The following is a 26,920-nucleotide window of genomic DNA, read 5'->3' as shown; positions in this document are numbered from 1 at the left end:
AGTTGCCCTGATCAAGACACGCATCTCTCTCTACCATCATCTGCGCGTATGCATGATTGATTAAGAGGGGGTCGGTTAATGAGTAATCAAATGAGTCGCGACGAACGCTTCCTCGCGATGGCGAAAGAACTTGGCTTTGATATCTACGACGAGAATTCTGCCGGCGGGCATTACGCCCCGGTGGTCCGGCACGATGACGAACTGTACGTCAGCGGGCTGGTGCCGCGAATGAACGGCAAAATCCAGTACCCCGGCCGAGTGGGACTGGAACTCAACCTGGCCGATGCCCAAGAGGCTGCGGGTATTAGCGCGATACGCGGGCTTGCCCTGATCCGTGAGGCCATCGGCTCACTGGATAACCTCAAGGCATTGCTGCGCATCACGGTCTACGTGAAATCCACGTTTGACTTTGTAGACCTCAGTGAAGTGGCCAACGGTGCGTCTGACGTCTTCACGCATGTATTGGGTGAGGCCGGTAAACACACCCGAACGACCGTCGGTGTTTACCAGCTGCCGAAAAATGCGCCGATTGAAGTGGACATGATCGCGGCCCTGCATCCGTCAGCGCGATAATTCTTTTGGGCATACCTGCTTTTGTGGCGAGGGAGCTTGCTCCCGCTTGAGTGGGTAGCACTCACAAGAGACGGGGCCGCTACGCAGCCCGGCGGGAGCAAGCTCCCTCGCCACAGGTTCCTTGCTGACTGGAAGCTTTCAGGTTGATCGGTTACTGCGCAGCGATGCTGTAACCGTCGAACGCGGTTTGTTGTTGAATAGCAGTGATGATGTTCTTGCGGTTGACCGCTTGTTCGGCCCCGGTATTGTCCAGAAACGTTTCGTTTTCAATGGCCGCGTCTTCACCTTCGCCGACGAAAGTGAAACCGAGGAACTCCAGCGCTTTGCGATCAACGTTCAGGCTCGCACGTGGAGTGCGTAGCGGTAGCGTAACGCTCACGCCATCCTTGCTGATGGTGAACACTTCGAGGTCTTTCTTGGCGCGAGCCACTTTGCTCTTGCCGGTGCTTGGGTTGCTGATGGCCTGGTGAGTCTGGTTCAGCACCTTCAACGCCAGGCCATAGACGATTTCCTGAAACGCCGGGTCTTCCTTGAAGCTGGAAAGAATACGGCTGATCGGGAATTTGCTGCTCAGGTCTTCCAGCGCGGCAATGTCGGACGCTTCAGCGTCTTTCAGTTGTTTGAGTTCGCCCATCAGTTCATAGGCTTTATCGTCGTCGAAGCTGTCGTGCGCCTGGCGAATCGCGGCGCGCAGCTCGCGGATCTGGTCGCTTTCCCGGGTGGATTGAAAAGCGTCCAGGACCATCTCGCTGATGGTCTTGGCCTGTGGCACATGCTGTGAAAGATTGATGGAGTTTTCGTATTCCGCTTTGGACGACAAGGTGACTACGGATTCAGCGGTATTGGAATCGGACATTGAAATTTCACTACTTCTTTTAACTTGGGTTTAGGCGAGAAAGCACAGGGCTTTTTCAGGCCGCCTAATCTATTGGACCTGACCCGAGTTGTCACGGATGAACAGGCGGTTGGTCATCATTTTTGGCGCTGGGATGTCATTCGCTGAAGCTCCAGCGCATTGGCGGTCGCCGCACCACTGGCGGTGTTGTCGAAGATGCACCAGGTGGGAACGCCGTCGGCTTGGGGGTGTAGCGTTCGAGCCAGGTCTTCAAGCCATGGTTTCTCGTAGTTTGAATAGTAGATTCGCGGCGACCCGTGCAATCGGTAGTAGCGGATGCCCGGCCAGGCACCTGGTACATCGCCATTGGGCAGTGGCGAAGGATCGGCTGCCACTTGGCCCATTCGATGCTCCATCAGCAGCGCCTGCGCCTCGGCTGTTTGCCAGCTGACGTGCCTGGGTTCAAACACGGCGAAGCCTGTGTAGCGCGAACGAAAGGTGGCGAAAAAGGTTTCGGCCGTGTTGACGTCGAAGGGCAAGGAGGGCGGAAGCTGGATCAGCAGGCAGCCAAGCTTCGGGCCCAGGTGGATGCATTGCTCAATAAAGTCATCGATCAACTGTTCACCATTCAACAAGCGAGCCTCGTGGGTGATCTGCTTGGGGACTTTAACTGAAAACCTGAAATTCTCCGGCACGCTTTCAGCCCATCGCGCATAGGTTGCCGGGCGGTGTGGTCGATAAAACGAGCTGTTGATTTCCGCGCACATCAGCTGTGCCGCGTACCGTTGCAGGTGAGTGCCTTCGTCGGGAAAAGCACTCCATTGCTCACGGGGCAGGCTCCATCCGGCGCAGCCGATATACAAGGGCGTCGTGGCCGTCATCAACGTTTTCTCGCCTCAGCATCGGGTATCGGGTTCAAAGCTGTGACCGCTGAAACCGGGCTATTTCCCCATCGAATTCAGGTTCATCGAGCGAACGGCCCACTTTTCGGCTGTTTGTTCATCCACTGGCAAGGAGAAACGGAAAGTCGCCCCCCGTCCCGGAACGTCGATCAGCTGAATCTCGCGACCGTGCAGTTGCAGGATCCGATGCACGATGCGCAGCCCCAGCCCGCCATCGCGCCGGGCACCGCCAATGTTGAACGGACGCAGAAACAAACCTTCGTGCAATTCGGGGGCGATGCCGGGGCCGGTGTCGCTGACGGTGACTTCGATAAAGGGCCCTTGAGGTCGCAGGCTCAGTTCGATTTCTCCACCTAGCGGGGTATCGCGCAGGGCATTGTCGAACAGGTTGGTCAGCACACGTTCGATCAGCCCCAGGTCGGCGCAGACGGCCGAGACGTTGGGCGCGAAGTTGGCCTTGAGTTCAATCTGGCGCGCTTCGGCGGTGAGTTCGAACTTCTGGAAGATGTCCTGCACAAGATCGGTCAGGGAGAAACGCTCCAGCACCGGTTGCACGAAACCGTGTTCCAGCCGCACCAGTTCCAGCAGCGATTGCGCCAGGCCGCCAACCTTGCGGCTTTGATCCAGGGCGATGCCCAGATAGCGACGGCGGTCGGCGGGGGACAGCGTGGCGTCTTTGAGCGACAGGGTTTCCAGATAACCGTGCAGCGAGGCCAGCGGTGTGCGCAGGTCGTGGGAGATGTTCGCCACCAATTCACGGCGTTCCTGATCCTGGCGAGTCAGCGAGCGCCATTGTTCGCCGAGACGGGTTTGCATCTGGCGGAAAGCGGCGTCGAGTACGGCTATTTCATCGTGGCTCGATGCTTTTTCTACCGGGTCCGATGCGGGCGGTGTGGAGGGGACTCCGTCGATGTCGAACTGGCTGACTCGATCGGTCAATCGACGCAACGGTCGGGTGATCAGGGCAAATGCGGCAAGGCCGGCGATCAGGCACAACGACGCCACCAGACCGATAGACAGCAGCGCCGTATTGAGCGCGGCGCTGGTGGCACCGCGTTCGGCGAAGCGGTCGTGTTCTTCACTGAGCAACACCACATAGAGGTAACCTTCCGGCTTGCCGTTGACCTGCAACGGCGCTGCGCTGAACACCTTGCGTCCGTCGACGCTGCGCGGGTCGTCGCCGAGAATCGGCAGCGCCTCGCCCTTGAGCAAGCGCTGGATTGGTGCCAGATCGACCCGATCCCGACGCATCCGGCCTTCGGGGGCGGCGCTGCCGACAATGAGCCCCTCGTTATCAAGCAGATAGACCTCGACACTCGGATTGACCAGCATGAGTTTGCTGAACAATTCGCGCACGGCATTGGGCATCAGGCCATTGGTGTCCATCAGCACAGTGTCGCGGGCGATGTGCTGGGCGAGATCACGCGACAGCCCTTGAACCACCTCCAGTTCGTGCATTTTGTTGGAGCGCACTTGCATCCAGGCCGAGGTGCCACAGCACACCAGCAACAGAATGGCGAACACCAGGGACAGGCGCTGTGTCAGGGTCAGCCTCATGGCTGCTCCTCCTTGGCCGCGAATTTATAGCCACGACCCCATACCGTGAGGATGCGCGCAGGTTGTGCCGGATCGGCTTCGATCTTGGCCCGCAGACGATTGATGTGGGTGTTGACCGTGTGTTCGTAGCCTTCGTGGCTGTAGCCCCAGACCGCGTTGAGCAGGTCCATCCTCGAGAACACCTTGCCAGGCTGGCGGACGAAGAAATACAGCAGGTCGAACTCTCGCGGGGTCAGGTCCAGGCGACGACCGTCGAGGGACACGTCGCGGGTGATCGGGTCGATGGACAGGCCGTTGGTGATCAGGCTGCCGGCGTCCATTTTCAGGTTGCGGGCCATGGCGTCGACACGTCGCAGCAGGGCTTTGACCCGGGCGACCAGCTCAAGCATTGAAAAAGGCTTGGCCAGGTAGTCGTCGGCCCCGAGTTCCAGCCCCAGGATCCGGTGCATTTCACTGGAGCGGGCGCTGGTGATGATGATCGGTGTGTAGCGGGCCATGGCCCGCGCCCGACGGCAGATTTCCAGGCCGTCGACGCCGGGCAACATCAGGTCGAGGATCAGTGCGTCCCAGCTTCCTTGCTGCAGCAGTCGCATACCCTCATCACCGTCGGCGCAGTGCACCACCTCGAACTGCTCATCGCGCAGATGCAGGCAGATAAGGTCGGCGATGTGCAGGTCGTCCTCGACCACCAGGACACGTTTGGTCTGTTCCATAAAGCTCAATCCTTTGTAGCGCAATGGGCACATTGTGCGGGTTTTCCCCGGGGCGAGTTATCACGAATTGTTTAACTGTCCGTGAGGATTTGGCGATCAACCCAAGCCTAGGCTGTGTTCCCTATCAGGCACCTGGAATTTTGGAGATGGCCATGTTTTCACGGCGACAATTTCTTGTAGCGAGCGGCGGGCTGGGCGCTGCAGCCCTGGTGATCGGTGTGTTGCCAAAATTTGCCGCCCATTCGGCGCTGGTCAGCGAGGCCAGTGCGTCGGAGGTGTTCGAGGTGACTCACAGTGACAGCGAATGGCGCGCGATGCTCAGCGCCGAGCAGTACGAAATCCTGCGCGAAGAAGGCACCGAACGGGCCTACAGCAGCGCGTTGAACAACGAGCATCGCGAGGGAATTTTCGCCTGTGCCGGGTGTGATTTGCCGCTGTTCTCATCCGACACGAAGTTTGACAGCCGCACCGGTTGGCCCAGCTTCTGGGCGCCACTGGACAAGGCGGTGGCGACCCGTCAGGACCGTTCCTTCGGCGTACTGCGCGAAGCAGTCCACTGCCGGCGTTGCGGGGGGCATCTGGGCCACGTCTTCGACGATGGGCCCAAGCCGACCGGCCTGCGTTACTGCATGAACGGTCTGGCGATGACTTTCGAGCCCCAGGCGGTGTGACCCATGGGCACTTCCTTTCACTCATTTATTGCAGGTCGATGCTATGTGGCTTCTGCTTCTCGCGTATCTCGGTGGTGTGCTGACGATTGTCAGCCCGTGCATTCTGCCGGTATTGCCCTTTGTCTTCGCTCGCACCGGGCAGCCGTTTATGAAAAGTGGCTTGCCACTGTTGGCGGGGATGGCGGTGACCTTCGCGCTCGTCGCCTCATTGGCGGCGGTGGGCGGCGGCTGGGTGGTGCAAGTCAATCAGTACGGTCGCTGGCTCGCGTTGCTGTTCGTGGCACTGTTCGGGCTGACGCTGCTGCTGCCTCGATTGGCCGAGCGCCTGACGCGCCCACTGGTGGCGGCCGGCAGCCGACTGTCGGAAGCCGCGGGCGCCGATGCTCGTCCGCGTCCCGGCGCTTCGTTCCTGATCGGCGTCGCCACGGGCCTGCTCTGGGCACCGTGTGCCGGGCCGATTCTCGGCCTGTTGCTGACCGGGGCGGCGCTGCAAGGGGCAAGCATCGCCACCACGTTGCTGTTGCTGGCTTACGCCGCGGGTGCCGCCACTTCCCTCGCCGTGGCGTTGTTGCTGGGCGGTAAAGTCTTCGCGGCGATGAAGCGCTCGATCGGCGCGGGTGAATGGGTCCGTCGAGGTTTGGGCGCGGCGATGTTGGCCGGTGTGGCGGCGATTGCCCTCGGGCTGGACACTGGCATCCTGGCGCGGGTTTCGACGGCTTCCACCGGCGGCCTCGAGCAGGCGTTGGTGGGCCGTTTGGCCGGCAAATCACCGAACAACAGCGGGGCGATGATGGCCGCTGGCGGGGCGATGAAAATGTCAGCAAAAGCGCCGGGCGCATTGCCGATTGAAGGCAACCTCCCGCCGCTGGATGGCGCCGTGCAATGGCTCAATTCGCCTCCACTGACCGCACAGGCATTGAAGGGCAAGGTCGTGCTGGTGGATTTCTGGACTTACTCCTGCATCAACTGCCTGCGCACCTTGCCGTATGTCAAAGCCTGGGCCGAGAAGTACCGCGATCAGGGGCTGGTGGTGATCGGTGTTCATGCGCCCGAATTCGCGTTCGAGCGGGATGTGGGCAATGTCACCAAAGCCATGAAAGATCTGGGCATCAACTACCCGGTGGCGATCGACAATGACTACAAGATCTGGCGTGCCTTCAACAACGAATACTGGCCGGCTCACTATTTTGCCGACGCGCAGGGGCGCATTCGTTATCACCACTTCGGTGAAGGCGAATACGCCGAATCAGAACGCGTCATCCAGCAGTTGCTGCGTGAAGCGGGCGCCTCAAAAGTCGCCGATGGGCTGATCACAGCCGATGCCACCGGGGTCCAACTGGCCCCGGACATGAATGAAGTCCAGTCGCCGGAAACCTATGTCGGCTACCAGCGTGCGGAGCACTTCGTACCGCAAACCGGTCTGGTGCCGGACAAGGTGTCGGCGTACAGCACGCCGGCGCAATTGGCACTCAACGATTGGGGCCTGGACGGTCAATGGAACGTCGGTTCGGAACGCGCGATTTCAAGCGCGCCGGCCAGCCGAATCGTCTACCGCTTCCACGCGCGCGATTTGCACCTGGTACTGGGCCCCGGCGCAGACGGCAAACCGGTGCGCTTCAAAGTGCTGATCGACGGAAAAGCCCCCGGCGATGCCCACGGTACCGACGTCGCCCCCGATGGCAGCGGCAGCGTTACCGAGCAACGGTTGTATCAATTGGTGCGCCAGAACGGCGGCGTGACGGACCGCACTTTCAGCATCGAGTTTCTCGATCCGGGTGTGTCGGCGTATGCGTTTATGTTCGGTTGATCGCCCTATCATTTGTTCAGGAGTCAGACTCATGAAAATCCCGGTTACCTGGCGCCGTACCTTGTTGGGTTTGGCGGCTGCAGGCGTCATTGGCCAATGCTCGGCGTTTTCTTTCGGCGCTGCTGAAGAGGCCGTCATTATCCCGCCGCCTGCCCTGGATGAAACCACCCAGGCCCACAGCGAAACCGCAGTCTTCGCCGGCGGTTGCTTCTGGGGCGTCCAAGGGGTGTTCCAGCACGTCAAAGGCGTGAAAAAAGCCGTCTCCGGTTACGCTGGCGGTGAAGCCAGCACCGCCCGGTATGAGCGTGTCAGCGACGGCGATACCGGTCATGCGGAATCGGTCGAAGTCACTTTCGATCCGTCGCAGGTCAGCTACGGCACCTTGCTGCAAATCTATTTCTCAGTGGCGCACAACCCCACCGAGTTGAACCGCCAGGGCCCCGACAGCGGCACGCAGTATCGGTCGGCAATTTTCCCGGCGAACACGGAACAGCAGCGCGTCGCCCAGGCCTACATTGCCCAGCTCGACGCCGCCCATTCGTTCACCAAACCCATTGTCACCAAGCTGGAAACCTACAACGGTTTCTACCCGGCGGAAGAGGAACATCAGGACTTTCTGACCGAGCACCCGACGTATCCATACATCGTGATCAACGACCTGCCGAAAGTCGCGCAGCTGAAGCAGCTGTACCCGGATCGGTATCAGGAGAAACCGGTGCTGGTGAAGGCGGGGATGTGAAGGGCGTTTTGGCTATCGACTGCGCGGGCGCTCCATCGCGATGCTCGACGGTTCAAAACCCAGGCGCGAGAAGAACTCCGTAGCGCCTTCACGGCCTGCGCGCAGAACCCAGGTGATGTCGGTGTTCTCGCCCATGACATGCTCGACCAGCGCCCGGCCAACGCCTTCACGTCGATGCTGCCCGGACACGACAACCATAGACAGATAACCGTTGGATAGGCTGTCGGTGATGCCACGGGCAAACCCGACGATCTGGGCATCTTTCACGGCAAGCGCGGTACGTTGGGAGCTGGCGATCAACTGCGCAAAATGTTCAGTTGATCCTAGGCGGTGGGCCCATCCGTTCTGCTCAAGAAACAGCCGCACGGATTCCGCTTCCGAGGGCAGTACATCGCGGACATGCAGGGCGGCGCTCACCCGGAAATCACATTCTTGCCCGCCACTTTCGACCGATACAGCGCCTGATCGGCCCTGGCCAGAAGGCCGGTCTGTTGCTCTTCTTCAAAGCGCTGGACCACCCCGAAACTCATGGTCACCTGGAACTCACCCACAGGCGGCATGCTTGAGAGGCCTTGGCGGATTTTTTCGGCGAAGGATCGGGCGTCGGCCAGCGAGGTATTGGGCAGGATGAGGATGAACTCGTCACCGCCCCAGCGTGCCAGTAGATCGCCGTAGCGCACGCAGCGGTTCACGGTCTTGACGACCTGCACCAATGCCGCGTCTCCCAGGGCATGGCCGTAGTGATCGTTGATGTTCTTGAAGTCATCAATGTCCATGGCGATCAATGACAGCGGCTGGCGAAAGCGCTGGGCACGCTCGCATTCCTGAGGCAGGGTTTTTTCCAGGCGATAGCGATTGGCGATCGATGTCAGCGCATCGGTTTCCGCCAGTTTGCGATTTTCTTCCAGTTGAATTTGCAGCTGCTGATTGACCCGCGACAACTCCCGGGTGCGTTCTTCGACGATGGCTTCAAGGGATTGATTGCGCCGCTCCATCTCCTCGAAGAGGCGTTTCTTGTCTTCGATGCTGCGGTGCGCACCGACCATCCGCGCGACCGATCCGTCGGCATTGCGTGCCAGCACGTAGCCGCGATCTTCGATCCAGATATAACTGCCGTCCTGCTTGCGGCAGCGATACTCGGCTTGATAGCCCGCCGTGTGTTGATTCAGGTACGCATCAAACAACGCCATCACCCGCGGGTAATCGTCGGGGTGCATCACGTTTTCCCAGGTAAACACGGTGTTGTCCAGGGAGTGAGGAGCATAGCCGAGCATCACGTACCACCCGGGATTGCGGTAGACGAACCCGGTGTTGGCATTCCAGTCCCAAATGCCGTCACTGACCAGTTCCAGAATGGTGTGCAGCATGTCCTCGTTCAAATCCGACACATTGAATTTCAACGGCTCGATATTTGATGCCTCACCCATCACCGCTCTCCTTGCACTGATATCAAAGTGACCCGTCAGCCGGGAGATTAGTGCATGGTGTATTGCCCCGGCTAGTGTTTGGCCCACATCTGCATGGCGAAGTCGACGAAGCGACGCAATTTCGGCAAGCGATAGCGATCCTGAGCGTACACCAGGTGCATCGGCCGGCTGGGCAGTCGATAGTCTTGCATCAGCGCTACCAGGTTTCCGCTCAGCAAATCCTGCTCGACCAGCGCATCGGGCAACATCACGATGCCCATCCCGGTTCGAGCAGCCTGGTGCAGCCCGGCCGAGCTGTTGATCAGCATCGGTCCTCTGACGGCCACCATGACTTCGCCTTCCGGCCCGCTCAGCCGCCATTGCTTTTCCACGGATTGCCAGTCATCGCCGACCGGGTAGGCAAAGGACAAGCAGTCGTGCTGTTGCAAGTCTTCGGGTTTTTCCGGTGTGCCCCGGCGTGCCAGATAAGACTTCGAGGCGCACATGGTCAGCGTGTAGTCGATGAGCGGGCGGGCGATCAGGTTGGACGGTTCGATTGCGCCCAGGCGAAACGCCACGTCGAGGCCGTTTTCGAGAAGGTCGGGCCGCCCGTTGGTGAGCACCACGTCCAGTTTGACTTGCGGGTAACGCAGGGTGAACTCGCTGAGTGCCGGCGCAAGCTTTTCAGTGCCGAAGGTCAGCGGGGCCGTGATGCGCAAGGTCCCGCTCGGGGTGTCCTGACTTTGTTCGGCCAGCCGCTCGGAATCCTCCACCAATCCCAACACCTCCAGACAGCGCTGGTAATAGGCGGAGCCGAACTCCGTCAAACGCTGGCGCCGCGTCGTCCGGTTCAACAAACGCACACCCAGACGTTGCTCCAGCGCGCGGAGGTGATTGCCGACCATGGTAGTGGACATTTCGCACTGCTGTGCGGCGGCCGTCATGCTCCCGGCTTCGACCACTTTGACGTAAACCGTCATTGCCTGGAATAAATCCATTATCAAGCTCAGCTTTAAGATGATTGAAGTGTTGCAGCGTTTATCCAGCTCAGGTGGCTAACCATACTGCAAAAACACCGACAATTGATGGAGCTTGATGTCATGACCGCCGCTTGCCTGATGACCACTTACCAACCCCTGGCCCTGAGTTTCAGCAAAGGCCTGGGCACTCGACTTTGGGATCAGGCGGGACGTGAGTATCTGGATGCGGTGGCGGGTGTGGCGGTGACCAATGTCGGCCACTCTCATCCCAAAATCGTGTCGGCGATCAGCGAGCAGGCCGGGCTGCTCTTGCATACCTCCAACCTCTACAGCATCGACTGGCAGCAGCGGTTGGCGCAGAAACTGACGCAGTTGTCGGGCATGGAGCGGGCGTTTTTCAACAACTCCGGGGCCGAAGCTAATGAAACCGCGCTGAAACTCGCACGGCTTTATGGCTGGCGTAAAGGTGTCGAGCAGCCGCTGGTGGTGGTGATGGAAAACGCCTTCCATGGCCGGACGCTGGGCACCTTATCCGCCAGCGACGGCCCGGCCGTGCGCCTGGGGTTCAACGAGTTGCCCGGCGACTTCGTCAAAGTGCCCTTCGGCGACCTCAACGCGCTGGACAACGTGCGGCAAGCCCATGGCCCGCGCATCGTGGCGATTCTGATGGAACCGATTCAAGGTGAAAGCGGCGTCCAGCTGGCGCTCCCCGGCTACCTGAAAGCCGTGCGCGAACTGTGCAACCGGCGCGGCTGGCTGATGATGCTCGACGAAATCCAGACCGGCATCGGTCGTACCGGCCAGTGGTTCGCTTTCCAACACGAAGGCATCGTCCCGGACGTCATGACCCTGGCCAAGGGCCTCGGCAACGGTATCCCCATTGGCGCCTGCCTGGCCCGGGGTAAAGCCGCCGAGCTGTTCACCCCCGGCAGCCATGGCAGCACCTTCGGCGGTAATCCGCTGGCGTGTCGGGTCGGCTGCACGGTGTTGGACATCATCGAAGAACAAGGTCTGCTGGAAAACGCCAGGCTTCAGGGGGAACGCCTGCTGGTCAGACTGCGCGCCGAACTGGCCGACGACCCGAACGTCCTGGCGATTCGTGGCCAAGGCTTGATGATCGGCATTGAACTCAAGCGACCGATCCGCGACCTGACCCTGATCGCGGCACGCGACCACGGCCTGCTGATCAACGTGACACGGGGCAAGACCATCCGCCTGCTGCCACCGCTGACGATTGATGAGCGGGAAGTGGAGATGATTGTCAGAGGGGTTTGTCGGGCGATGAGAACATCCTGAGATCGTGTTCAGTAGTGATATCGACACATCACGACGCGAATCTCACCTTCATCGACCTCGTAGACCAAACGATGCTCAGCAGTAATTCGACGTGACCAAAAGCCGCTCAAATTGTGTTTGAGCGGCTCAGGCTTTCCGAGCCCGTCGAATGGTTCACGCTGGATAGCTGTGATGAGCAGGTTGATTCGTTTGAGTCCGGCCTTGTCATTTTGTTGGAACCATAAATAGTCGTCCCAACCTTCGGGAGTGAACTCAATATTCATTCTTCGATGAGTTGCCTGGATTGGGTCTTCCCTGCACGCAAGTTGCTGATCGATTTGATCAGGCGCTCAGCATTGGCGGGGGAGCGCAGCAGATAGGCGGTCTCTTCGAGAGCGTTGTACTCCGCCAGAGACATCATCACTACGGGTTCGCCTTTCTGGCGAGTAACCAGCAACGGCGCACGGTCTTCGTTGACCCTATCCATGGTTTCGGCCAGATGGGCCCGTGCGGTGGTGTAGTTGATAGTTTGCATGTTGTAGTCCTCGCTCGATGCAAAGAACGTACAGAAATGAGTACAGGTTGACAAGGCGATACCTCCGAGTGGTCGTTACGCAGACGATGTGTCTACGCTTGCACTGAGTATCGCCGAAGCTTCTTCAAGACGTTTCCGAGACCGATGTAATCCTAATCCGATTTGCCCGCGATCCGATCTACGGACAAACACACCCGCTCCCCCAAACTCTCCACCAACCGAACCAGATACCCATCCGGGTCCTGAACCAGAAATTCACGTTGCCCGACCTCCACCGCATCAGCGCGATACCAGACATCGGCGCAGGGACGAAACAGCGGCCATTCAACTTCGGCCAATCGTTGGAGTATCGGCTCGACGAGATCAACAGTGATCTGAAAGTTGATGCCCCGGCCAAACGGCGCTTCCAATGCTCCGGTCATCCACTGGCCTTCGTCTGGAGCGTATTGCTCCAGCATGATTTGCACGCCGTTGTTATCGAGGTAGGCGAAACCCGCTTCAGGGCGCTCGTAGGCAATCTTGAAACCGATTAGCGAGGTCCAGAAATGCAGGCTTTTCTTGATGTCGGTGACCATCAGTTCGGGGACTAACTTGCTCCGTGCAAACATACCAATCCTTTTTCAAACGCTGTGAGATGAGTCGGGAAGAGTGTTCACGAAGGCCGCGATTTCACCTCGATCCCTGAGTCTGATTTTTGAACCGCTGAACCCTTCGAACAGCTGCCGGTGTGCGGAAAACCCGCTGGAGTCTTTGCGAACACGATAACTGCCGGCCCATTCCAGCAACGCGATCAGCAATTCGTCGTTGTCCTGACGGTTTTCTCGCTGACGAATATTGGCGACGCAGCTTTCGTCGTCAACACACAGCCAGACCAGCGCTGTTGCACGGTTGATCAGTTCGCTGACGATCCAGCCGTAAACACCCTCAATCACCCAGCGCTCTTCATCGGCCAGCACGCGCGCCATGCCCAATGCTTCGGACCGAGGGCGGGCGATGCTGCTTTCATCCGACAGCCAGTGGACGCGATCAAGATCAGTCCACGGCGCATGAAGATGTTCGGCCAGTCGTTTAGCCAGCCAGCTTTTGCCCGCGCCAGAGTTGCCGATGATCAGGGTTCGGGTGAGGTTCATGGTGGCTCACACGTTCAGTCGTCTGTGTCGGGCGCAATCATCCGCGTCTTCGGTGCACCGTTTGAATTGTGCTGAAAGATTTCCTGCGGCTGTCCCTTTTCATTGAAGAACACTTGGCCGATCCCTGCCGAATTCCACAGCCGTTCACCCGCTTCGGCATGTTCAGGGATGTGCGGGATGATGCGCATGCGACGGCGTTTGGTCAGCCAATTGAGCGGCGAGCGCGGCGAGTAGAGCCAGCGGTTGAGGCGGTCGAACCATTCGAGCAGCGTGGGCGGGAATTCGTTTTTGATGCCGCTGCTGGTGATCTGCCAGATCCTCGGACCGGCCTGGCGGTGTCGGATCAGGACTTCGTAGACGAAGGAATAATGCACATCGCCCGACAGCACCACGTAGTTACCCGGTGTGCGCGAGTGTCGGAAAATGTTCAGGATCACCTGGGCCGCGCCCCGATGGGCCATCCAGTTTTCAGCGTCGACCAGTAGCGGATAACCGCACCAGCTGAAGACGCGTTGCACGGTTTCGATCAGTTTGACGCCGAAGATCGGCGCTGGCGAAACAATGATCGCCGACGGATGATCGAGCAGTTCCTGTTGCAGTTCGCTGAGCGCTTCCCAGTCCAGCAGACCCGAGGGTTGCTTGAGATTCATCTCGCTGCGCCAGCGTCGGGTGCGGGTGTCGATGACAACCAGCGCCGGAGTGGTCGGCAGCACGTAATGCCAGTGTTGAAAGCCGAGCAGCTCATCGATCAGAGCGTCCTGGACGTCGCTGTCGAGATAATCGTCGTGCCCCGTGGCACTCAATAATCGGGCTTTTTCCAGCACGTCGCCGAACGCATCCGGGTTGTTGCCCCAGCCCTGGCACAGCATGTAGGCGAGCAGCGCGTTGCCGATGATGCGCTTGGAGAACGGATGGCCGTAGGCCGTTTCCTCCCATTGCGCGGACAGATTCCAGTCATCGGTAATGTCATGGTCGTCGAAAATCATCAGGCACGGCAGATGCGCCATGGCCCGCGCGACATCCCCCAGGCCCCCCTTGAAGTCATCGATACGCGTCTGTTCAAGGGCATAACGCTTGCGTCTTTCGGGCGTCAGCGCTGGCGGTTGTGGCGCGATCAGCGTCCAGGGAGTCGGCGACCAGACCAGCAGGTACATGGCCATGACTTCAGCGAATGTCACCAGGTGATTGTCGGCACTGCTGCTGGTGAAAATCGGCTTGCGCGCTCCGCCGAAAAATCGCTCGCGCAAGGTTTTGTTGCTCTCAAGCGCCGGCAACAAATCCGCACGATGGTAATAACTGGCAGGGTGTTCGTAGAGTTTGGCGCTGTCGCTGACCACCGCACCTTCGAGGTGTTCTTCGAACAGCCCCAGTTGAGTGATCAGCGCATGGATCGCCCGCAACATCGGACCGGCTACATCGTCGGCGTACACCTGATCGCCGCTCATCATCAGCAGGGCCGGGCGCTCCGTCGCGGCATGTTCTGTCGCCAGAAAACGATCGACGCACAGCAAACCGTCGGCTGCCGGGTGGTGAGGTTTACGGCAGGAACCGTGCATCAACTGATCAATGCGCGAACGCAAAACAAAATTCGGGCAACGGGCTTCGCCGTACAGCAGATGAGGCGCCCAGTCGGCAATACCGGTCGCCGCGTCATCTATCAGCAAGTCATAGTCGATCAGGGTGTCGCAGGGCAGGGCGGTCGCCAGTGGTACATCGATCAGGTGAACGAAGGCATGCTTGCCCACCGGAATGACCGTGCATTGCCCGGCATCGAGGCGAATGTCGCCGACACCTTGCAGGCGCAAGGTCAGCGACAAGGCTCGGGTTCCCACCAGCCAGAGCACCAGGCGCGTGGGCTCCAGACGCCGCAACAGCGGGCCGGCGAGGACCGGTGGCAGTGAGGTGTAATAGTCAGGCAATGGCAATGATTCGGACATCCGGGGTCAAGGCTCTTGGCACGCAGGGCGGCGATGATAACGCAGGTGGCGTTGCTTGCTGTGAGAAGCCGAACGCAAACGGTTTGGCGTTTGAGCCGGCTTCGCTCTCGAGAAAATGAATCCGCCCTGTTTTATCGCGCTACGGCGAAGTACGAGGAGAAAATGAACGCAATACACAACGCCCCCAACAGCCCGGCCAATCCACCGAACAGATTGAGCAAGAACTTTTTCAGCGGCGTGTGAGTCCCTCTTGTTATCAACATCCACGCGCCGATTCCTACACCCATAGCGGTTAAAAACGCCACCAGCGAGCGGCCGGCATTCGGATGCACGGAGGCGGGATCGAAGACTTTTCCATATAGGATCAGCAGCAATGATCCGATTATGAAACCGCTGAAGGCACCCGCCAAGTTGGCAAACAGCAAACTCCAGGCCCCCCGTTTTTTCACGACCCAGAGCCACATCCCTGCTGCAGACCCAAAGAACAGCAACAATACAATCATTCAATCCCTTCCTTTTTGGAGATGTGCTCACGGTGGACGGCAAGATATCAAAATAGTAGCTTCGCGCCTCAAACCTTATTCCCGTAAACGGCTCGTTGTTTTCAATGGATTTGTCGGCACTGACAGAGGTGGAGATGGACGCGGCAATTAGTGTTTATGAACAATATTGTGAGCAGGTTCGACATCATCAGGATGAACGCCGAGCCATTGCGAGCACGTTGACCGTCATCATTGGTGCCTTGGTCGCTGTTGCAGCGATAGATCAACGGCTGGATGAGCAGGACCTTTCAATAGCTTATGCCTTTGTCGCAATGGGTCTGTTTGGGGCTGCCTGCATGATCAAGTGTCATGCCCTTATCCGGTTTTACAAAGAAATGGCTTTGATAATGGCTTTGCATATTGGAAAGGGGGAGGCAAAGGCGTTTGACGTGAAGTCACTTGGAAACAAAGTCCTGAATGATGAACCTGGTTTTTGGAAAGTGGTTCATAAAGTACGGCTGTGGCAACTGTGGCTGCTGTTCTTCATGTTTGTCATGTTCGCAGGGATCTGGCTTTGGTGTTCCCTGCCATCGAATGGCTGGATTCTTGTAAGGAGTGGATAGCCATCGATGGACGACGCGGCCAGGTTTTCAGCAGCGCTGATGTCGGGAATCAATAACGGAATGTGCCTGTGCAATGTGTGGCTCGGGTGCTGAAGGCAGTGACAAGTGCTGACTGACATCACTCTCGCCATTGGCCACCATCCATCGAAACACTTCACTCAGCGACACCGTATGACTGCGCTCGATCCAACGTACCACCGCCGGGCCGTAGTGTTCGGTGTAACGGCTGAGCACCAGTTGGCGGCAGTCGGGTGACAGGCGCAGGGTGATTTCCCGGCAGTGCACATTAACCGCGTCGTGCCGGGTCACTCGCTGTTGCAGCGTCAAATGATTGCTTTCAGAAACCATCGGTCGGTACTCCTTCGCATTGAGGTTGGGTTGTTTGCGCTGAGCCTTGTTTGCCATCCTCCACATAAGCGGCTCGATGCTCGGCGACCACGTTGCGCAAGGCGCTGTAATAATCCGGCAGTTTTTGCAGGCTGTCCGTCAGCGGTAACGCTTGCGCTCGACCATCGACGATGCCGCCGACCGTGTTGATCATGGACAGCGTGTCCACGGTATCGCTGTTGCTGCCGAACGGATCGACCACAAAACTCAGTACTCGCCCGGCCGCATCGCGGCTGTTCGAGGTGCCGAACAAGGGCAGCTCGACGATCGGACCGTTGCCGATGCCCCACACGCCGAAGGTCTGGCCGAAATCTGCTTTGTGACGCGGGATGCCGGCCATGCCGGACACATCGATCAAGCCCACCACGCCCACGGTGGTATTGAGCGCGAAACGTCCCAACGTATTGACCGAGCGCATCGGGTTGCCTTGCAGCAGGTCGTTGATAAAGACCTTGGGCTCGCCAAAGTTCGCGACAAAGTTGTGCACACCGGTCTGGAAAAAGTCCGGCAAGTACCGATAGCCACGGGCGACCGGCGCCAGGGCATAGTCATCGGCCACCCGATTGAAGGCAAAGACACCGCGGTTGAACGGTTCCGCCGGGTCGTACACCGAATAGCTGATTTCGGCACACGTCACGGTGGCGGACGCCGGCGGTTGGCTGCTGCAACCCGCCAGCCCGGCGGCCAGCACGGCCATCGATGTGTTGCGGACCAGCCAGGGAGCACATTTGAAAGGCAACATGGACGCAAGTCTCGGGAGGAATTCGCCGAGATGCTGAGCCCCAGGCCTTGCACAAAGATGTCTGGTTTATTGCGGTGCTGACGCTTTATTGCAGGATTGAAATATATGACGCGCTGGCGGGAATGGTTTTAGATGGCGGCTCCATTCGCCCCTTAAGTGACCTTCGGTGAACAGCCTTTTAATTGTGGACGACGACCTTGAAGTCCTCGATCTGCTGAAAAAATTCTTCGTGCAGCACGGCTACAGCGTCGAGGTCGCCACCGACGGCGCGTCACTGTGGGCGGCCATCGAGCGCCAGCCGCCGGACCTGATCATTCTTGACGTGATGTTGCCGGGGGACAGCGGATTGATCCTGTGTCAGCAATTGCGGATTCGCTACGCGATGCCGGTGATCATGCTGACCGCCATGGGCGAACTCAGCGACCGGGTCGTCGGCCTCGAACTCGGCGCCGATGATTACCTGACCAAACCTTTCGACGCCCGCGAGCTGCTGGCCCGGGTGCGCGCCGTGCTGCGGCGCGTGGACGAACGCCGGCCGGTCGTGCAGGAGCGCCCACGGCCGCTGATCGACTTCGCCGACTGGCACCTCGACGTCACCCGCCGTGAACTGCGCTCGCCGGACAACGTGATGATCCCGCTGTCGGCCGGTGAGTTCGACTTGCTGCTGGTCTTCGTCGAAAACCCTCAACGCATCCTCACCCGCGAGCAGTTGCTGGACCTGGCGCGGGGGCATTGCCATGACGCGTTTGATCGCAGCATCGATGTGCAAGTCAGCCGCCTGCGACGCAAGCTCGAATCCGACACCAAACGCCCGGCGATGATTCGCACGGTGCGCAATGGCGGTTATCTGTTCACCCCCAGCGTGACCCGGCGATGAGCTGGTTGAAGCGGATTCGCCGGGACACGGTGGCGCGCTGGATCGCCTTGACCATCATTCTGGCGATGCTGATCTCATTGGCGCTCAACGGGCTGTTTATCCAACTGGCGGGTGTGTGGGCGCGCCCACCGCTGACCGAAACCGGGTTGCTGGACAAAATGGCCGCCATCACCCGCATCATCCAGGCCGCCCCGGCGCCGCTGCGCAGCCAACTGGCGCACGCCGTCAGTGATGAGGGCTTCATCGTCAGTTGGCACCTTGATCGACGTGACCTCAATCTGCCGACGGTGGAGGACCTGGATTCCGAAATCGGCTCGACCATCCTGCATCCGTTGCTTAAGTTTGCCGCACGAATACAGACCTACGAGCCGGCCGACTGGACGGAGTCCTCGGCGGACGCCCGTTACGCGCTGCTGATCCAGCTGCCGGACGCGACCTGGGTCATGTTCTCCGCCCCTTCGCGCAGCTGGGGCCTGGACGAAGCGCCGCGCTACCTGATCGTCATCCTGCTGGTGCTGATCTCCACCGCCCTGGTCGCGCTGATCGCCACCCGCCGCCTCGCCACACCTTTGCAACACTTCGCCGAAGGCGCCCGACGTTTCGGCGTGGACTTCCGCGCCCCGCCGATCGAACCGCTAGGCCCTCAGGAAATCCGCCAGGCGATCCTCGCGTTCAACGCCATGCAGGCCCAACTGCAACACTTCATTCGCGACCGCACCCAAATGCTCGCCGCCATCTCCCACGACCTGCGCGCGCCCCTGACGCGGATGCGTTTGCGCGGGGAGTTCATCGAAGACAGCGAGCAACAGCAGCGACTGTTTCGTGATGTGGATGAAATGCAGGCGATGATCAACTCGGCGCTGGAATTCTTCCGGGATGATGCGCGGCTTGAACCGGCGACCCAGTTCGATCTGGCCGAGTTGCTGCAAACGTTGCTGGATGATTACCGGGATCAGGGGGTTGAGATCGCCTACGTCGGGCCGACGCGGTGGGTGTATTTCGGGCGGCCGCTGGGGCTTAAGCGGGTGATGACCAATCTGCTGGATAACGCGATCAAGTACGGCAGTGAACCGGCAATTGAGTTGATTGCTGATGCTGTGGAAGTGCGGATCAAAGTACTGGATCGCGGGCCGGGTATTCCGCAGGCCAGCCTTGAACAAGTGTTTGTGCCGTTCTTTCGCATGGAAGGATCACGCAACAAAAGCACCGGCGGTGTGGGCTTGGGATTATCGGCGGCGCGGGCGATAGTGTTGGAGCATGGCGGGGAATTGAAACTGCGAAATCGGTCGAAAGGCGGGTTGGAGGCGTTGGTGGTGTTGCCCGTGTAACCGAGTACCGGGTTCGGACTACAGTGAATTATCCAGGGGCGCGGAAAGGCGCTGATCGAAGGAGAGAACTGATGAACAAAATCATCCTGCCAACACTGGCCCTATTGATGCTGGTGCAATTCCCCGCCCACGCGATCAATGACAAATACCGCAAACAACTCGAGCAATCCGGTTGCACCCAAGTGAGCGAACTTCAGGGCTGCGATATCCACAAGAGCAAAGCGGAAAACGCCAAGGCCGGGTTTACCAACCCAGCGGCGGACAGCGCAAGCACCCAGACACCTTATGCCGGGCAATGGGTCGCGAAGAGCGATGCCGGTGCGACCGTTGCCACGATTCGTATCGATGCCAAGGAACAGGTCTGGGTGGACGGCAAGCGGGTCAACGCGAAGCGCACTGATGGCGGGCTGCAATTCAAGCAGGGAAAGATCACCTTCACGATTCAAGGTGATCGACGGCTGACGGGGGAGGATTACTGGATGGACAGTGATGCCGGGACTAGAGGGCCGATTGAGATCGAGTAGCCCCTGACGCAATAACGCCGCACCCAGTCGATCAAAATACTGTGGCGAGGGAGCTTGCTCCCGCTGGACTGCGCAGCAGTCCCCTTCTTTTTATGGATAAGGGGGCCGCTTCGCGGCCCAGCGGGAGCAAGCTCCCTCGCCACAGGTGTTAGTGCCAGCCAGCAGGCCGGGGCAATCTCACGGGATCGTGTGAACCTAAGCCTCCCACCCCGCGCCACTGACCGCCGCCTGCGCCAACGGGTGCAAATCCGCCCCGTGATGTTCTGTCTGCCAGGCCAGCAATAACGCCGCACCCAGTCGATCAAAATACTGTGGCGAGGGAGCTTGCTCCCGCTGGACTGCGCAGCAGTCCCCTTCTTTTCATGGATAAGGGGGCCGCTTCGCGGCCCAGCGGGAGCAAGCTCCCTCGCCACAGGTGTTAGCGCCAGCCAGCAGGCCGGGGCAATCTCACGGGATCGTGTGAACCTAAGCCTCCCACCCCGCGCCACTGACCGCCGCCTGCGCCAACGGGTGCAAATCCGCCCCTTGATGTTCTGTCTGCCAGGCCAGCAATAACGCCGCACCCAGTCGATCAAAATACTGTGGCGAGGGAGCTTGCTCCCGCTGGACTGCGCAGCAGTCCCCTTCTTTTGATGGATAAGGGGGGCACTTCGCGGCCCAGCGGGAGCAAGCTCCCTCGCCACAGGTATTAGCGCTGGCCAGCAGGCCGGGGCAATCTCACGGGATCGTGTGAACCTAAGCCTCCCACCCCGCGCCACTGACCGCCGCCTGCGCCAACGGATGCAAATCCGCCCCGTGATGTTCTGTCTGCCAGGCCAGCAATAACGCCGCACCCAGTCGATCAAAATACTGTGGCGAGGGAGCTTGCTCCCGCTGGACTGCGCAGCAGTCCCCTTCTTTTGATGGATAAGGGGGCCGCTTCGCGGCCCAGCGGGAGCAAGCTCCCTCGGCACAGGTGTTAGTGCCAGCCAGCAGGCCGGGGCAATCTCACGGGATCGTTTGAACCTAAGCCTCCCAACCCGCGCCACTGACCGCCGCCTGCGCCAACGGATGCAAATCCGCCCCGTGATGTTCTGTCTGCCAGGCCAGCAATAACGCCGCACCCAGTCGATCAAAATACTGTGGCGAGGGAGCTTGCTCCCGCTGGACTGCGCAGCAGTCCCCTTCTTTTGATGGATAAGGGGGCCGCTTCGCGGCCCAGCGGGAGCAAGCTCCCTCGCCACAGGTGTTAGTGCCAGCCAGCAGGCCGGGGCAATCTCACGGGATCGTGTGGGCCTAAGCCTCCCACCCCGCGCCACTGACCGCCGCCTGCGCCAACGGGTGCAAATCCGCCCCGTGATGTTCTGTCTGCCAAGCCAGCAATAACGCCGCACCCAGTCGATCAAAATACTGTGGCGAGGGAGCTTGCTCCCGCTGGACTGCGCAGCAGTCCCCTTCTTTTCATGGATAAGGGGGCCACTTCGCGGCCCAGCGGGAGCAAGCTCCCTCGCCACAGGTGTTAGTGCCAGCCAGCAGGCCGGGGCAATCTCACGGGATCGTGTGAACCTAAGCCTCCCACCCCGCGCCACTGACCGCCGCCTGCGCCAACGGATGCAAATCCGCCCCGTGATGTTCTGTCTGCCAGGCCAGCAATTCCTTGCGCATGCCCGGCGTCCAGTACATCTGCAAATGGTTACGCACACCGAGCACGGCCGCTTGCTGGTCCGGTTCGGTGGCGAAATACAGGGCGATCTGGTTGACCATCTTGATCAGGTTCTCCGTACTCATCGGCGCACCTCCGCTTTGGCGCCACGGGCATGCCGGCGTTCCTTGAGCAGACGGTCCTGTTCATCACTGAAGGCCTGATAGCGTTTTTGCCACTCGGAAGGGTGGTAGACGCGGCTGACTTCCACGGCCGTGACCTTGTACTCCGGACAGTTGGTAGCCCAGTCGGAGTTGTCGGTGGTGATGACGTTGGCCCCCGATTCCGGGAAGTGGAACGTCGTGTACACCACGCCCGGCGCGACCCGCTCGGTAACCCGCGCACGCAGTACTGTCTGACCGGCGCGGCTGCCGATGCCGACCCAGTCGCCTTCGTTGATGCCTCGGCTCTCGGCGTCGGTCGGGTGGATTTCCAGGCGGTCTTCATCGTGCCAGGCGACGTTTTCGGTTCGCCGTGTCTGAGCGCCGACGTTGTACTGACTGAGGATGCGCCCAGTGGTCAGCAGCAGCGGATAACGATTGTTGACCTTCTCCTCGGTGGGCACGTACCCGGTGAGCATGAAGCGCCCTTTGCCGCGCACGAACTGATCGATGTGCATGGTCGGCGTGCCGTCCGGCGCCGCGGCGTTGCACGGCCATTGCAGGCTGCCGTGTCTGTCGAGTGCGGCGTAACTGACGTTGGTGAACGTCGGCGTCAGGCTGGCGATTTCATCCATGATTTGCGACGGATGCGTGTAGTTCATCGGGTAGCCTAGGGCGTTGGCCAGCGCCACTGTGCCTTCCCAGTCAGCCTTGCCACCCAGCGGTTCCATGACCTTGCGCACCCGCGAGATACGCCGCTCGGCGTTGGTGAAGGTGCCGTCCTTTTCCAGGAACGAGCTGCCCGGCAGGAATACATGGGCGAACCTGGCGGTTTCGTTGAGGAAAATGTCCTGCACCACGATGCATTCCATGGCCGACAAGGCTGCGGTGACGTGCTGGGTGTTCGGGTCGCTCTGGGCGATGTCTTCGCCCTGGCAATACAGGCCTTTGAAACTGCCGGCCAGCGCCGACTCGAACATATTCGGGATACGCAGCCCCGGGTCGGGTTGCAAGGTGACGTTCCAGGCCTGTTCGAACTGCGCCCGTACCACTTCGTTGGAGATGTGCCGGTAACCGGGCAATTCGTGGGGGAACGAACCCATGTCGCAGGAGCCCTGGACGTTGTTCTGCCCACGCAGCGGGTTCACGCCCACGCCTTCGCGGCCGATGTTGCCGGTGGCCATGGCGAGGTTGGCGATGCCCATGACCGCAGTGCTGCCCTGGCTGTGTTCGGTGATGCCCAGGCCGTAGTAGATCGCCGCATTGCCGGCACCGGCATACAGGCGAGCGGCGGCGCGGATATTGGCAGCGGCGACGCCGCAGACCGGGCCGAGCACTTCCGGCGAGTGTTCCGCACGGCTGACGAACTCGCTCCAGCGAGCGAAATCGCTGCCCTCGCAACGGGCGTCGATAAAGGCCTGATCGAGCAAGCCTTCGGTGACGATGACGTGAGCCAGTGCGTTGAGCATGGCGACGTTGGTGCCCGGGCGCAGGGCCAGGTGCAGTTCGGCGCGGGCATGCACCGCGTCCACCAGATCAATGCGCCGTGGGTCGATGACGATCAGGCGTGCGCCTTCACGCAGGCGGCGTTTGAGTTGGGAGGCGAACACCGGGTGGGCGTCGCTGGGGTTGGCGCCCATCACCAGAATCACGTCGGCCTGCATCACCGAGTCGAAACTTTGGGTGCCGGCGGATTCGCCCAAAGTTTGTTTCAGCCCATAACCAGTCGGCGAGTGGCAGACCCGCGCACAGGTGTCGACGTTGTTGTTGCCGAACGCAGCGCGCACCAGTTTTTGCACCAGGTAGGTTTCTTCGTTGGTGCAACGGCTGGAGGTGATGCCACCAATGGAATCGCGGCCGTACTTTTGCTGCAACCGACGGAATTCGCTGGCGGCGTAAGTCACCGCTTCATCCCAGCTGACTTCCTGCCACGGGTCGTTGATGTGTTTACGGATCATCGGCTTGGTGATGCGATCCGGGTGGGTGGCGTAGCCCCAGGCGAAGCGTCCTTTGACGCACGAGTGACCATGGTTGGCCTGGCCATTCTTGTCCGGAACCATGCGCACCAGCTGGTCGCCTTTCATCTCGGCGCGGAACGAGCAGCCCACGCCGCAATAGGCGCAGGTGGTGATCACGCTGTGCTCCGGCTGACCCAGTTCGACCACGCTTTTTTCCATCAGCGTCGCCGTAGGGCAGGCCTGTACACAAGCGCCGCAGGACACGCATTCGGAGTCGAGGAAGTTATCGCCACCGGCCGCCGCCACTCGGGATTCAAAACCGCGTCCGGTAATCGTCAACGCAAAGGTGCCTTGGGTTTCTTCGCAGGCACGCACGCAGCGGTTGCAGACGATGCACTTGCTCGGGTCGTAGTCGAAGTAGGGGTTGGAGGTGTCCTTCACGTCGGCCAGATGGTTCTCGCCTTCATAGCCGTAACGCACTTCCCGCAGGCCGACCTGACCGGCGACGGTTTGCAGCTCGCAGTTGCCGTTGGCGGAGCAGGTCAGGCAGTCCAGCGGGTGATCGGAGATGTACAACTCCATGACATTGCGACGCAGGGTCGCGAGCTTCGGCGTCTGGGTGTGCACGGTCATGCCTTCGGTGACCGGCGTGGTGCAAGACGCGGGATAGCCGCGCATGCCGTCGATCTCCACCAGGCACATGCGGCAGGAGCCGAAGGCTTCCAGGCTGTCGGTGGCACACAGTTTCGGAATAGTCGTGCCCATCAACGCGGCGGCGCGCATCACCGAAGTGCCTTCGGGCACGCTGATGCTGCGCCCGTCGATGCTCAGGGTTATCTGCACGTCGCTGTCGCGGGCCGGGGTGCCCAGATCAATATCGGTTTTCGGGTCGAAGAGGGTAATCATTGGTCGGCCTCCGAAGATTGCAGACCGAAGTCGGCGGGGAAGTACTTGAGGGCGCTGACCACCGGAAAGGGGGCCATGCCGCCCAAGGCGCACAGCGAACCGTATTGCATCGTGTCGCACAGGTCCTTGAGGATGATGACCTGCTCATCGCGACCACGCTGGTCCGGCGCGGCCAGCAGACGGTCGATCACCTCCACGCCCCGGGTCGAGCCGATACGGCACGGCGTGCATTTGCCGCAGGATTCCTCAGCGCAGAACTGCAAGGCGAAACGCGCCATTTGCGCCATGTCCAGGCTGTCGTCCGCGACCACCACGCCGCCGTGACCGAGCATCGCGCCGATCCCGGCGAACGCTTCGTAATCCAGCGGCGTGTCGAATTGCGACGGCGGCACCCAGGCGCCCAGCGGGCCGCCGACCTGCGCGGCTTTCAGCGGTCGGCCACTGGCGGTGCCACCGCCGTAGTCTTCCACCAGTTCGCGCAGGGTCAGGCCAAAGGCCCGTTCTACCAGGCCACCGTGAAGAATATTGCCCGCCAACTGGAAGGGCATCGTGCCCAGGGAACGGCCCATGCCGTAATCGCGATAGAACTGCGCACCCTTGGCCAGAATCAGCGGCACCGAGGCCAGGGTCAGCACGTTGTGCACCAGCGTCGGCAGGCCGAACAGGCCTTTCAACGCGGGAATCGGAGGCTTGGCGCGAACGACCCCGCGTTTGCCTTCGAGCGAATCCAGCAACGCGGTTTCCTCACCGCAGATGTAAGCGCCGGCCCCGACACGCACTTCCATATCAAAAGCCAAGCCGCTGCCGCCGACATTGGCCCCGAGGTAACCGTTGGACCGGGCAATCTCCAGCGCCTCGTTCAGCGTGGTGATGGCCTGTGGGTATTCCGAGCGCACATAGATGTAGCCGTAGCTGGCGCCGACGGTGATGCCGGCAATGGCCATGCCTTCGATCAGCAGGAAGGGGTCGCCTTCCATCAACATGCGGTCGGCGAAAGTGCCGGAGTCGCCTTCGTCGGCGTTGCACACAATGTATTTCTGCACAGCCTGGGTGGCGCGTACCGTGCGCCATTTGATCCCGGCGGGGAACGCTGCGCCGCCACGGCCACGCAGGCCTGAATCGAACACTTCCGTTGCAGTTTGATCACCGCCAACGGTCACGGCTCTCGTTAAACCTTCGAAACCGCCGTGGGCCCGGTAATCATCCAGCGACAACGGCCGGGTAATACCGGCGCGAGCGAACAACAGGCGTTGTTGAGATTTCAGATAGGGCAATTCTTCCACCAGGCCCAAGGCCAGTGGGTGCGAGGACGGCTCACCTTGCAGCGCATCGAGCACGGACGGCACATCGCTAGCGGTCAGCGGGCCAAAGCCGATACGGCCTTGCGGGGTGTCCACTTCCAGCAGCGGCTCAAGCCAGTAAAGACCACGGGAACTGGTGCGTTGCAGGTCCTGACCGGCAAGGGCCGACGCCACCGCATCGGCACCCACGGCACGGGCAAGAGAATCACAGGGGAGATAGAGGCTCATGCGTCCTCCCGGCAAGCGTCGAGCAAAGCATCGAGACGCTCGGCACTGAGCCGCGCATGCACCTGACCATCCAGTTCCAGCGCCGGCGAACAGGCGCAGGCACCGAGGCAATACACCGGACGCAAACTGATGCTGCCATCGGCGCTGCTGCCGTGATCGTCCAGTTGCAAGCGATCGCGCAACTGCGCGGCAAGCTGCTCGGCGCCGCGACTCTTGCACGACTCAGCCCGGCACAACCGCAGGATATGCCGGGCCGGCGGCGCGGTACGGAAGTCATGGTAAAAGCTGATCACCCCGCGAACCTCGGCCTGACTCTGATTGAGCGCGTGGGCAATCTCGGGGATGGCGGCATCGGGGATGTAACCGATACCGGCCTGAATCTCATGAAGGATGGGCAACAGTGCACCCGCAGAGCCTTTGTGGCGCTCCAGCACGCTGTTGACCATAGGCAATTGCAACATCTCATCAGGCATACAGCATTCCTCACGGTCACGGACAAACCAGGCGGTTGTCGGTCGTCCGAAAGTGTCGGCTGCGGCATTCACACCACGTCACGGTATCGTGGCATTGTCAGGCCGTTGGCCAGGGCACCCTGAGCGGGCATCTTGTTGTGCCCGATACGGTCTTCGCCGCACCTCTATTGGGCATAAAGGGCAGCTTGCCACGCTGCTATTGATCGAACTGCACCAAAGCGACGTGTTCGGTTCTGCCTACGACTCTCC

General features: G+C 60.3%; 28 protein-coding genes and 5 pseudogenes. 9 read left to right on the top strand and 24 right to left on the bottom strand.

Annotated elements, in window-relative coordinates; genetic code table 11:
* The first annotated feature begins 90 nt into the window (after positions 1-90).
* A complete protein-coding gene (locus RHP74_RS25560) occupies positions 91-573 on the top strand; it encodes an Atu1372/SO_1960 family protein (RefSeq protein WP_010458048.1) in 483 nt (160 codons plus the stop codon).
* Positions 574-724: 151 nt separating this feature from the next.
* Here the strand turns inward: RHP74_RS25560 and RHP74_RS25555 are convergent, their stop codons facing one another.
* From RHP74_RS25555 to RHP74_RS25540, 4 genes are all read right to left on the bottom strand, one after another.
* Entirely contained in the window at positions 725-1,429 is a 705-nt protein-coding gene (locus tag RHP74_RS25555; RefSeq protein ID WP_010458047.1) for a hypothetical protein, read from the bottom strand.
* 116 nt (positions 1,430-1,545) lie between these two features.
* A complete protein-coding gene (locus tag RHP74_RS25550) occupies positions 1,546-2,289 on the bottom strand; it encodes a DUF72 domain-containing protein (protein ID WP_311096599.1) in 744 nt (247 codons plus the stop codon).
* 60 nt (positions 2,290-2,349) lie between these two features.
* A complete protein-coding gene (locus RHP74_RS25545) occupies positions 2,350-3,867 on the bottom strand; it encodes a HAMP domain-containing sensor histidine kinase (RefSeq protein WP_311096598.1) in 1,518 nt (505 codons plus the stop codon).
* Positions 3,864-4,580 carry a response regulator transcription factor gene (locus RHP74_RS25540; RefSeq protein ID WP_010458041.1) on the bottom strand — a complete coding sequence of 239 codons (717 nt, stop codon included), beginning with the start codon at positions 4,578-4,580 and terminating at the stop codon, positions 3,864-3,866. Before RHP74_RS25540 ends, RHP74_RS25545 begins: the two co-directional genes overlap by 4 nt.
* A 152-nt stretch (positions 4,581-4,732) precedes the next feature.
* Between RHP74_RS25540 and msrB the strand changes: the two genes are divergently transcribed.
* Genes msrB through msrA form a run of 3 tightly spaced genes read left to right on the top strand, consistent with a single transcriptional unit; the run spans position 4,733 to position 7,797 of the window.
* A complete protein-coding gene (gene msrB, locus RHP74_RS25535; RefSeq protein WP_311096597.1) occupies positions 4,733-5,251 on the top strand; it encodes a peptide-methionine (R)-S-oxide reductase MsrB in 519 nt (172 codons plus the stop codon).
* A gap of 43 nt (positions 5,252-5,294) precedes the next feature.
* Positions 5,295-7,058, top strand: coding sequence for a cytochrome c biogenesis protein DipZ (locus RHP74_RS25530; RefSeq protein ID WP_311096596.1), 1,764 nt, complete (start codon positions 5,295-5,297; stop codon positions 7,056-7,058).
* Positions 7,059-7,089: 31 nt separating this feature from the next.
* A complete protein-coding gene (gene msrA / locus RHP74_RS25525) occupies positions 7,090-7,797 on the top strand; it encodes a peptide-methionine (S)-S-oxide reductase MsrA (RefSeq protein ID WP_077749367.1) in 708 nt (235 codons plus the stop codon).
* A 12-nt stretch (positions 7,798-7,809) separates the two neighbouring features.
* Here the strand turns inward: msrA and RHP74_RS25520 are convergent, their stop codons facing one another.
* The 3 genes from RHP74_RS25520 to RHP74_RS25510 all read right to left on the bottom strand — a co-directional run bounded on the left by RHP74_RS25520 (position 7,810) and on the right by RHP74_RS25510 (position 10,201).
* Entirely contained in the window at positions 7,810-8,214 is a 405-nt protein-coding gene (locus RHP74_RS25520) for a GNAT family N-acetyltransferase (protein ID WP_311096594.1), read from the bottom strand.
* Positions 8,211-9,224, bottom strand: a complete 1,014-nt coding sequence (locus RHP74_RS25515) for a diguanylate cyclase domain-containing protein (protein WP_311096593.1) — start codon at positions 9,222-9,224, stop codon at positions 8,211-8,213. The genes RHP74_RS25520 and RHP74_RS25515 overlap by 4 nt, the downstream gene beginning before the upstream one ends.
* A 71-nt stretch (positions 9,225-9,295) precedes the next feature.
* Positions 9,296-10,201, bottom strand: a complete 906-nt coding sequence (locus RHP74_RS25510; RefSeq protein WP_077749364.1) for a LysR family transcriptional regulator — start codon at positions 10,199-10,201, stop codon at positions 9,296-9,298.
* Positions 10,202-10,303: 102 nt separating this feature from the next.
* On the opposite strand from RHP74_RS25510, the gene RHP74_RS25505 reads away from it, so the two are divergent.
* The gene (locus tag RHP74_RS25505) at positions 10,304-11,479 is read left to right on the top strand and encodes an aspartate aminotransferase family protein (protein ID WP_311096592.1); all 1,176 of its coding nucleotides are present in this window, start codon (positions 10,304-10,306) and stop codon (positions 11,477-11,479) included.
* 8 nt (positions 11,480-11,487) lie between these two features.
* Here the strand turns inward: RHP74_RS25505 and RHP74_RS25500 are convergent, their stop codons facing one another.
* The 6 genes from RHP74_RS25500 to RHP74_RS25475 all read right to left on the bottom strand — a co-directional run bounded on the left by RHP74_RS25500 (position 11,488) and on the right by RHP74_RS25475 (position 15,563).
* Positions 11,488-11,742 carry a Txe/YoeB family addiction module toxin gene (locus RHP74_RS25500; RefSeq protein ID WP_077749362.1) on the bottom strand — a complete coding sequence of 85 codons (255 nt, stop codon included), beginning with the start codon at positions 11,740-11,742 and terminating at the stop codon, positions 11,488-11,490.
* Positions 11,739-11,993 carry a type II toxin-antitoxin system prevent-host-death family antitoxin gene (locus RHP74_RS25495; RefSeq protein WP_010458023.1) on the bottom strand — a complete coding sequence of 85 codons (255 nt, stop codon included), beginning with the start codon at positions 11,991-11,993 and terminating at the stop codon, positions 11,739-11,741. The genes RHP74_RS25500 and RHP74_RS25495 overlap by 4 nt, the downstream gene beginning before the upstream one ends.
* Before the next feature lie 152 nt (positions 11,994-12,145).
* Complete coding sequence (locus RHP74_RS25490) at positions 12,146-12,601, bottom strand: VOC family protein (protein WP_083375792.1); 456 nt, start codon at positions 12,599-12,601, stop codon at positions 12,146-12,148.
* Positions 12,602-12,613: 12 nt separating this feature from the next.
* Positions 12,614-13,123, bottom strand: a complete 510-nt coding sequence (locus tag RHP74_RS25485) for an adenylate kinase (protein WP_311096591.1) — start codon at positions 13,121-13,123, stop codon at positions 12,614-12,616.
* A gap of 14 nt (positions 13,124-13,137) precedes the next feature.
* Positions 13,138-15,060: an alkaline phosphatase D family protein gene (locus RHP74_RS25480; protein ID WP_288113024.1), complete on the bottom strand. Its 1,923-nt coding sequence runs from the start codon at positions 15,058-15,060 to the stop codon at positions 13,138-13,140.
* 131 nt (positions 15,061-15,191) lie between these two features.
* Positions 15,192-15,563, bottom strand: coding sequence for a hypothetical protein (locus RHP74_RS25475; protein ID WP_311096590.1), 372 nt, complete (start codon positions 15,561-15,563; stop codon positions 15,192-15,194).
* A 134-nt stretch (positions 15,564-15,697) separates the two neighbouring features.
* On the opposite strand from RHP74_RS25475, the gene RHP74_RS25470 reads away from it, so the two are divergent.
* Positions 15,698-16,165, top strand: coding sequence for a hypothetical protein (locus RHP74_RS25470; protein WP_288113020.1), 468 nt, complete (start codon positions 15,698-15,700; stop codon positions 16,163-16,165).
* 27 nt (positions 16,166-16,192) lie between these two features.
* Here the strand turns inward: RHP74_RS25470 and RHP74_RS25465 are convergent, their stop codons facing one another.
* Positions 16,193-16,513, bottom strand: a complete 321-nt coding sequence (locus RHP74_RS25465; RefSeq protein WP_288113018.1) for a hypothetical protein — start codon at positions 16,511-16,513, stop codon at positions 16,193-16,195.
* On the bottom strand, positions 16,503-17,294 hold the full coding sequence (locus tag RHP74_RS25460) for a VacJ family lipoprotein (protein WP_311096589.1): 792 nt from the start codon (positions 17,292-17,294) through the stop codon (positions 16,503-16,505). The genes RHP74_RS25465 and RHP74_RS25460 overlap by 11 nt, the downstream gene beginning before the upstream one ends.
* A 166-nt stretch (positions 17,295-17,460) precedes the next feature.
* On the opposite strand from RHP74_RS25460, the gene RHP74_RS25455 reads away from it, so the two are divergent.
* The 3 genes from RHP74_RS25455 to RHP74_RS25445 all read left to right on the top strand — a co-directional run bounded on the left by RHP74_RS25455 (position 17,461) and on the right by RHP74_RS25445 (position 20,023).
* On the top strand, positions 17,461-18,171 hold the full coding sequence (locus RHP74_RS25455) for a response regulator transcription factor (protein ID WP_311096587.1): 711 nt from the start codon (positions 17,461-17,463) through the stop codon (positions 18,169-18,171).
* Positions 18,168-19,499, top strand: coding sequence for an ATP-binding protein (locus tag RHP74_RS25450; protein WP_311096585.1), 1,332 nt, complete (start codon positions 18,168-18,170; stop codon positions 19,497-19,499). The genes RHP74_RS25455 and RHP74_RS25450 overlap by 4 nt, the downstream gene beginning before the upstream one ends.
* Positions 19,500-19,570: 71 nt before the next feature.
* The gene (locus tag RHP74_RS25445; RefSeq protein ID WP_311096583.1) at positions 19,571-20,023 is read left to right on the top strand and encodes a hypothetical protein; all 453 of its coding nucleotides are present in this window, start codon (positions 19,571-19,573) and stop codon (positions 20,021-20,023) included.
* A 195-nt stretch (positions 20,024-20,218) separates the two neighbouring features.
* On the opposite strand, the pseudogene RHP74_RS25440 reads toward RHP74_RS25445, so the two are convergent.
* From RHP74_RS25440 to RHP74_RS25400, 9 genes and pseudogenes are all read right to left on the bottom strand, one after another.
* Positions 20,219-20,305: pseudogene (locus RHP74_RS25440) on the bottom strand (formate dehydrogenase); the annotation flags it as partial.
* Positions 20,306-20,488: 183 nt separating this feature from the next.
* Positions 20,489-20,575 (bottom strand): annotated as a pseudogene (locus RHP74_RS25435) (formate dehydrogenase); the annotation flags it as partial.
* Between the two features lie 183 nt (positions 20,576-20,758).
* A pseudogene (locus RHP74_RS25430) lies at positions 20,759-20,845 on the bottom strand (formate dehydrogenase); the annotation flags it as partial.
* 183 nt (positions 20,846-21,028) lie between these two features.
* Positions 21,029-21,115, bottom strand: a pseudogene (locus RHP74_RS25425) (formate dehydrogenase); the annotation flags it as partial.
* A 183-nt stretch (positions 21,116-21,298) separates the two neighbouring features.
* Positions 21,299-21,385: pseudogene (locus RHP74_RS25420) on the bottom strand (formate dehydrogenase); the annotation flags it as partial.
* A gap of 183 nt (positions 21,386-21,568) precedes the next feature.
* The gene (locus RHP74_RS25415; protein WP_010457997.1) at positions 21,569-21,790 is read right to left on the bottom strand and encodes a formate dehydrogenase subunit delta; all 222 of its coding nucleotides are present in this window, start codon (positions 21,788-21,790) and stop codon (positions 21,569-21,571) included.
* Entirely contained in the window at positions 21,787-24,669 is a 2,883-nt protein-coding gene (gene fdhF / locus RHP74_RS25410) for a formate dehydrogenase subunit alpha (RefSeq protein ID WP_311096581.1), read from the bottom strand. Before fdhF ends, RHP74_RS25415 begins: the two co-directional genes overlap by 4 nt.
* A complete protein-coding gene (locus tag RHP74_RS25405) occupies positions 24,666-26,198 on the bottom strand; it encodes an NADH-ubiquinone oxidoreductase-F iron-sulfur binding region domain-containing protein (RefSeq protein WP_311096580.1) in 1,533 nt (510 codons plus the stop codon). Before RHP74_RS25405 ends, fdhF begins: the two co-directional genes overlap by 4 nt.
* Positions 26,195-26,671, bottom strand: coding sequence for a formate dehydrogenase subunit gamma (locus tag RHP74_RS25400; protein ID WP_010457990.1), 477 nt, complete (start codon positions 26,669-26,671; stop codon positions 26,195-26,197). The genes RHP74_RS25405 and RHP74_RS25400 overlap by 4 nt, the downstream gene beginning before the upstream one ends.
* Positions 26,672-26,920 lie beyond the last annotated feature (249 nt).

This window comes from Pseudomonas sp. SG20052 (assembly GCF_031766055.1).
Classification (GTDB): domain Bacteria; phylum Pseudomonadota; class Gammaproteobacteria; order Pseudomonadales; family Pseudomonadaceae; genus Aquipseudomonas; species Aquipseudomonas mandelii.
The sequence above is the reverse complement of the archived record's forward strand: the minus strand, read 5'-3'. Positions and strand labels throughout refer to the sequence as shown.